At 64.9% G+C, this 279-nt stretch carries 1 protein-coding gene; it reads left to right on the forward strand.

Translation table 11 applies throughout. From position 1 onward, the window contains the following. On the forward strand, window positions 1-279 hold a 279-nt coding region (locus SCA31_RS23075; RefSeq protein ID WP_410699363.1), incomplete at both ends, for a hypothetical protein.

Consider the following 279-nt stretch of genomic DNA (forward strand, 5'->3'; position numbering starts at 1 on the left):
GGTTGATCGGAGCACTGCTGGCGGCTCTTGTGGTCCAAAACGTCTGGTGGAGCGCGGATCCCGCGGCCCGGCTTGCTGTGCTGGCCGAGGGAAAGATGTCAGCGGATTCCACCACGAATTCCACCGCTGCCGCCCGCTGGCTCCACGAGCACTACCAATCCGGTGGCATCCTCATGGACGAGAGCGCGCGCGGGAACGCGGTGCTCCCCGTGCTGGGCATCCCGCTCAAGGAGATTTTCAACAGGGCTTCGGGTGACTACTTTGCTCCCGCGCTGAGGG

This window comes from Chryseobacterium sp. SIMBA_028 (assembly GCF_046535285.1).
Lineage (GTDB): Bacteria > Bacteroidota > Bacteroidia > Flavobacteriales > Weeksellaceae > Chryseobacterium.